The organism is Dolichospermum lemmermannii CS-548 (genome assembly GCF_028330815.1).
Taxonomy (GTDB): Bacteria; Cyanobacteriota; Cyanobacteriia; order Cyanobacteriales; family Nostocaceae; genus Dolichospermum; species Dolichospermum lemmermannii.
Window position 1 is genome coordinate 1 of record NZ_JAQMTJ010000079.1, and the last position, 5,002, is coordinate 5,002.

2 protein-coding genes and 1 pseudogene are annotated in these 5,002 nt (G+C 42.3%); 2 read left to right on the plus strand and 1 reads right to left on the minus strand.

The genetic code is table 11. The features are described 5' to 3' along the window. Positions 1-712: 712 nt before the first annotated feature. Both PN450_RS05285 and ftsH2 read left to right on the plus strand, forming a co-directional pair. A complete protein-coding gene (locus tag PN450_RS05285; RefSeq protein ID WP_210422344.1) occupies positions 713-1,195 on the plus strand; it encodes a hypothetical protein in 483 nt (160 codons plus the stop codon). A 507-nt stretch (positions 1,196-1,702) separates the two neighbouring features. Then, positions 1,703-3,589, plus strand: coding sequence for an ATP-dependent zinc metalloprotease FtsH2 (gene ftsH2 / locus PN450_RS05290; protein WP_271835641.1), 1,887 nt, complete (start codon positions 1,703-1,705; stop codon positions 3,587-3,589). A gap of 605 nt (positions 3,590-4,194) precedes the next feature. Here the strand turns inward: ftsH2 and PN450_RS05295 are convergent. Beyond that, positions 4,195-5,002 (minus strand): annotated as a pseudogene (locus PN450_RS05295) (hypothetical protein); the annotation flags it as partial.

Genomic DNA, 5,002 nt, shown 5'->3' on the forward strand with positions numbered 1-5,002 from the left:
CACGCGGGCAGGATGCTTGCACTACCTGTAGTGTGAGTGCCTCGCTCACGCGGGCAGGATGCCTGCACTACCTGTAGTGTGAGTGCCTCGCTCACGCGGGCAGGATGCCTGCACTACCTGTAGTGTGAGTGCCTCGCTCACGCGGGCAAGATGCCTGCACTACCTGTAGTGTGAGTGCCTCGCTCACGCGGGCAAGATGCCCGCACTACCAAAAACCCGTCAAAATAAATTTGACAGACCACTAGCCCCCCTACCCGCAAGCGATGAGGGGGTTGGGGGTGGGGTTCTTGTTCCAGGTTTGATGACAATTTGCTGTAAATCAACATGAATTACCTTAACTTCGATATATCCTAGGGGTTTAGCACTGCTAAACCCCTACATATCGCATCAATTACAGGATGGTTTAATGCTGATGTAGAGATTTTTCATGAAACGTCTCTACAACGTGGTTTGCCTAAGAGGATGTTTGAAAAGTTTTTAATGTATAAACCTGTCACCTCAATGATGGCAATAAGCACCTCTTTTTCAACGTGGCTTTCAGACTCTATCCCTTATGAAACAAGCTGTTTAGTCATCTTGTCACCCGTTAAGGCTGCACACTGAAATTATCTTCTCTGATTATGGGATCAATCATTCTGTGGACTTTTCTAAAGGAACTTGAGACTGTAAATTCATGTCTTTATAAGATATCTAGGAATCTTCTCTAATTGCAATGTCAAAAACAGCTTTTCCTACAGGAATCATAGTTGTACTCTGCGTTACAGCCGGGTTTAATCCAGTGGCTCATGCTCAAACAGCCTCGCCAATTTTTGGAGATGCGACTATTCAACATCCATTATCTTCAGATCCTTTGATATTGAGAGGAATGAGTGGTGGTGCAATACCGGGGAGCAAAATAGCAGGAAAAGCAGAAACACTACCAACAGGACCATGTAAAGGATTTATGGATGAAGCACCAGACCATACTGTGAAACTCACCAGTAAATTTGACTACCTGAAATTAGTAGTCCAAAGTCCTGCGGATACCACCATGATTGTTAAAGGACCCGGTGGAACTTGGTGCAATGATGATTTTGACGGCAAAAACCCCGGTATTGTTGGGGAATGGCTACCAGGTACTTATCAAATTTGGATTGGTTCTTACAAGGAAAATGAATCCCTACCTTATACATTGAAAATTACGGAAGGTAAGTAAATCATTCTTAAACTCTTACTCTCTGCGTCCTCTGCGCCTCTGCGTGAGAAAAAATCATACCTTCATTCACCAACGCCAAAAAGAGAATGATAATTTAATGGACAGGTAGGAATCGAACGATTAAGCCGTTTTGAACTCTTACCTTCGCTTCTTCGTTTCTTCGTGGTTCATACTCCATAACATCTGCGTTATATTGAGCTTTGAAGCATGAATAATATAAATGAATTTGGTGATCCTGTGCAGTCCGGCATAAAATTAGTAATAGAGATAGCAAAATATAAATTAGCCCCAAATCCTTACTGGGTCTGATTTTGGGAATATTTAACTTTTAATTTTTAATTTTTAATTGGTATTAGTATGAGAATTAGGTTAAATTTAATTAAGATTCTAGACAAACTTCATGAATCTGCCATAAGCAAACCGACGTTTTATGGCTCAAATTACAAAATGGATTTATAAACATCCGTTACAAAAGCAGTCATATTAGTATCTAAAGGCAAATTAAAGATGAAATTCTCCTGGAGAGTCGTAGCACTTTGGTCAGTGCTGGCTTTGGTAATCGGCTTTTTCTTCTGGCAAGGGGCTTTTGCAGGCGCTCCTGCGGACACAGGCAAAAATGCCGCCAATACCCGTATGACCTATGGGCGCTTTTTGGAATACTTGGATGCAGACCGCGTTACCAATGTGGATCTATACGATGGTGGTAGAACCGCAATTATCGAAGCTAATGACCAAGACATCGAAAATCGCACCCAACGCTGGCGGGTAGATTTGCCCGTGAATGCTCCTGAATTAATTCAAAAGCTCAAAGAAAAGCAAGTCAGTTTTGATGCCCATCCTATCCGCAATGATGGGGCAATCTGGGGACTTTTGGGTAATTTAATTTTCCCAGTTTTATTGATTACTGGCTTGTTCTTTTTGTTCCGGCGCTCTAATAATCTTCCCGGTGGTCCTGGACAAGCGATGAATTTCGGCAAGTCCCGCGCTCGTTTCCAAATGGAAGCGAAAACAGGGGTGAAGTTTGACGACGTGGCCGGAATTGAAGAAGCGAAGGAAGAATTACAAGAAGTTGTTACTTTCCTCAAACAACCTGAGAAATTTACTGCTGTGGGCGCTCGCATTCCCAAGGGTGTACTATTGGTTGGACCTCCAGGAACTGGTAAAACTTTACTGGCAAAAGCCATTGCGGGTGAAGCTGGTGTACCTTTCTTCTCTATCTCCGGTTCGGAATTTGTGGAAATGTTTGTGGGTGTGGGTGCTTCCCGTGTCCGTGACTTGTTTAAAAAAGCGAAAGATAACGCTCCCTGTATTATCTTTATTGATGAAATTGACGCGGTGGGTCGTCAACGGGGTGCTGGTATTGGTGGTGGGAATGATGAACGGGAACAAACCCTCAACCAATTATTAACAGAAATGGATGGGTTTGAAGGCAATACTGGCATTATTATTATTGCTGCTACCAACCGTCCTGATGTCCTAGATGCCGCTTTATTACGTCCTGGTCGCTTTGATAGACAAGTAACTGTAGATGCACCGGATATTAAAGGCCGTTTGGAAGTATTACAAGTTCATGCTAGAAATAAGAAATTAGATTCTAGCGTATCTTTGGAAGCGATCGCTCGCCGGACTCCTGGATTTACCGGTGCAGATTTAGCTAACCTCCTCAACGAAGCCGCGATTCTCACAGCGAGAAGACGCAAGGAAGGCATCACTTTACTAGAAATTGATGATGCTGTTGATCGGGTAGTTGCTGGTATGGAAGGTACTCCCCTGGTGGATAGCAAGAGTAAGCGTCTGATTGCTTACCATGAAATCGGCCATGCTTTGGTCGGGACTTTACTTAAAGACCATGATCCTGTACAAAAGGTGACTTTGATTCCCAGAGGACAAGCCCAGGGTTTAACTTGGTTTATGCCTAATGAAGAACAAGGTTTAATTAGCCGTTCTCAGCTAAAGGCTAGAATTACAGGGGCTTTAGGTGGTCGGGCTGCTGAAGAGGTAATTTTTGGCCGTGCAGAAGTTACAACTGGTGCGGGTGGAGATTTGCAGCAGTTGTCAGGAATGGCACGACAAATGGTAACACGATTTGGAATGTCTGATTTGGGTCCTTTATCTCTGGAAAGCCAACAGGGTGAAGTGTTCCTCGGTCGTGACTGGACAACCCGTTCTGAGTATTCTGAAGCGATCGCTTGTCGCATTGATGCCCAAGTCAGAATGATTGTGGAAGAATGCTATAGCAACGCTAAGAATATCATGCGTGATCATCGCAGTCTCGCAGATCGTTTGGTTGATTTGTTGATTGAAAAAGAAACCATTAATGGTGATGAACTTAGGCAAATTGTGGCTGAGTACGCGGAAGTACCTGATAAATCTCAGTTTGCACCTATGCTGTAAGGGTTGATTTTGAATCAATCAGATCCCCGACTTCTTGAAGAAGTCGGGGATCTTGTCGTTTTATTATTATTGCAAGATAGTTCTTCCTTGTCAAGATTATGATAACATTTTTAAAATTGTTTGTCAATACCATAAATCTCTTTTTTCGGTTGGCGTTTTTGCGCTTTTTGGCGAAACATGATGGGGTGATGATGTTAATGGGGAGGAAGCCAGGAAGCCAGGAAGCCAGGGAATAAATTCCCTGTCTTATAGCTAAAGTCGGTTAAAACCGACTAGTGGTCTGTCAATTTTCTATTTACAACATATTTCGCTCTAATGAGGTACAAACTTGAATTATGAAACTCTTGTAGTGCGGGCATCTTGCCCGCTGGATATGTATATGTACCTCATAACACCGGAAAGTGCTGTATGGATGAGGTTTAGAGTTAATAGCCTCTCTAATTTCCCTCAATCTCACAATTTTTAGCTTGACAGACCACTAGTACCGCAGGGCGGAAGTCAAAAGTCAAAAGTCAAAAGTCAAAACTAATATACAGTAGGCTTTTTGGCGATTGAATATGGTTGCTTTATTTACGCTGTGATGTACTAGGTAGATAAATTACCAACTAGTTAAATAGGAAGTTACTACCAAACAAATTAACATTCACATCAGCGTTAGTGAAACCATTTGTACTTGATAAAGTAATCAATAACTGTCCTGTGCCAAAACCAGTATTAGCAGCAATACCATCACCAATTCGGACTTCTGTATTTGCACCCAATGTAACCACATCAAGATTGGCAATACCTGTAAAATTCAGTTTATCGCCACCGACACCGCGCACAAACTGATAAACTGTGTCTGTACCATCACCAGAAGCATAGTTAACATTATCCACAGCATTATCATTTAAACCTAAATACAGGGTATCGTTACCTAAACCACCATTGAAGGTATCACTATTTGCACCACTGATGAGGATATCGTTACCAATAGTGCCTGTTAGAGTCAGACTAGAAGGACTACCGATTTTACCATCACCATTAGCATCTATACCAAATTTAGTTTCTTGAGTTAAAGCTTCCGCCGAATTCAATCCCCAATTTCCCTCAGAAGAAACCCAATTCCAGTTACTATCTAAATGCCAGATATGTAGGAAGTTTCCAGCCACATTTTTCCAAAGAACTTGATTAACTCCACTGACGATTTCTGCTACTTGATTAATTACACTGACGGTTTCTGCGGCTAGAGTTTGCCATCCTGAACCGTAGATATCTTGGGAGATTTGTTGTCCACCATTTTTGATAGCGATTGGGGTATTTGTTCCGGTTTGGGTAAAGTATTTATTGGCTGCATCTTTCAGAAAGGTGGTATTACCTGCTGATTCTATAATTGCATAGCCAATTTTGCCATCACCATTAGCATCTATACCA

Bases quoted from the DNA above. Each gene is read 5' to 3' on its own strand.
- ftsH2 (WP_271835641.1), top strand. From the start codon at position 1,703: ATGAAATTCTCCTGGAGAGTCGTAGCACTTTGGTCAGTGCTGGCTTTG.
- PN450_RS05285 (WP_210422344.1), top strand. From the start codon at position 713: ATGTCAAAAACAGCTTTTCCTACAGGAATCATAGTTGTACTCTGCGTT.